Raw genomic sequence first — 1,552 nt, 5'->3', positions numbered from 1 at the left:
CAACAACGTCATGCCCTCCTACAGCTAGCCCGTCCCGCGCACAGCGGCGCCGGACCACTCCAAGGGTGCGGCGTCATCGGCGTCCGTGGGGGCAGGCAACCTCAGCCCGCTCGCACCGCCGCCTCGTCCGTCACCCGCAGCCGCTCGCCGATTAAGGCGCCGATTGCGGACAGCGGGGAGCTGACCACGAGGATGATGAGATGATGGCCGGGGTGAACGTCTACACGGGGTTGCGTGACGATCAGCCAGGAGGCTTTGGAGCGCAGGAAGTCGGAGGTTGCGCCGGCCGGGTTGTAGCCGACAGTGGTGTCGGAGTTGCGGTACTCGGCCGGGAATCGCTCAGTGAGAATGCTGCCCGTCGCCGCGTAGGTGATGGACAGCAGTCCGATGCCTGTGGACGCGGCCGAGGTGATGGCCCATGCCTGGCCGATGTCGATCAGGGGCGAATAGTGGCCACGCCGCTGGCGCCGTGTTGATGCCGCCAGCCATGGTCACTCGGTCCGGGCCCCAGGACGCATCCACGCGGCCGACGAGCAGGATCACGAGAATTGGCACGACGGCGGCTACCAGGGTCGCGTTGATCATGGCCAGGCGGTACACACCGAGCGTGTTGGTGGCGTAGCTGAACGCTAAGGTGTTCGTCGCGTAGAAACTGCCAGAGCCCAGAAGCGCGGCCATGATCGCCATGATTGGGCGGCCGCCGAGATTCTGGAGCTCCTCGCAGACCGGCGACCCCTACATCTTCACCCAAATGCACAGGGCGATGGCCAGGATCGGCATGCGAAGAGGAACAGTAAGCGCCAGCCCCATGCGTCTACGAACTCCGTGGGGAGCATGAGCGCCAGCGCGAAGACGCCGGAGGGGATCAGGGTCCCTTGCGGGGAAGCCGAGCTGCATCATGGCGGCGTAGCGGCCGCGCTGCGCGTAGTGCGTGCTCGATCGCGACGGCGGCGGCCCGCATCAACCGCCGCTCACGGCCAGGCCCTGTAGGAGGCGCAGGACGGCCAGGATGATCGGCGCAGCCAAGCCGATGCATGCGCAGGTCGGCAGCAGGTCAATGGCCCCGGTCGCGGCGCCTCTCAGCACCACGGGGAGGACCAACGTGGGGCGTCGGCCTCAGAGGTCGTCGAGGATGCTTAACCTGAACGCGCCGACCGGACGGGCCGCGAAGCCCATGCCGAAGATCACTAGGGCGTGTTGCTAAAGGATAGTAGTCAGCCAATGCAGTGTCGCGGCGAGGCAGAGCCCGGCGTGATAGTTCCGGGCGTACTTGTCCGAGCGCATCGCGATCCCTCGCCACTGCTTGAGCCGGTTGAAGCACCGCTCTACGACGTTGCGTCCCCGGTAGCGCTGGCGCTGGTCTTCACCGAAGTCGATCGGTCTTCCTGGGCGGCGGCGCCGGTGCGTGATCTGATCGGCCCGCTCGGGGATCGTGGCCGCGATGCCATGCCGGCGCAGCCAGGCCCGGTTCGCCTTCGAGGGGTAGCCCTTGTCTGCAATCAGGCGGTCAGGCCGCGCCCGGGGCGGGCGTGTCAGATGGTCTGTGTAAGCC

At 67.1% G+C, this 1,552-nt stretch carries 2 protein-coding genes; both read right to left on the bottom strand.

From position 1 onward, the window contains the following. Nucleotides 1–339 precede the first annotated feature (339 nt). Nucleotides 340–678: a hypothetical protein gene (locus HMPREF3105_RS00890; RefSeq protein ID WP_134377334.1), complete on the bottom strand. Its 339-nt coding sequence runs from the start codon at nucleotides 676–678 to the stop codon at nucleotides 340–342. A 522-nt stretch (nucleotides 679–1,200) separates the two neighbouring features. Continuing rightward, nucleotides 1,201–1,552 (bottom strand): transposase (locus HMPREF3105_RS00885; RefSeq protein WP_141762366.1); only part of this gene is annotated, 352 nt, incomplete at its 5' end.

It is taken from the genome of Micrococcus sp. HMSC31B01 (genome assembly GCF_001816085.1).
GTDB lineage: Bacteria > Actinomycetota > Actinomycetes > Actinomycetales > Micrococcaceae > Micrococcus > Micrococcus luteus.
This window is presented reverse-complemented; position numbering and strand designations above follow the sequence as displayed.

Coding starts and splice junctions, on each gene's coding strand:
- HMPREF3105_RS00890 (WP_134377334.1), bottom strand. CDS start 678: ATGGCCGCGCTTCTGGGCTCTGGCAGTTTCTACGCGACGAACACCTTA.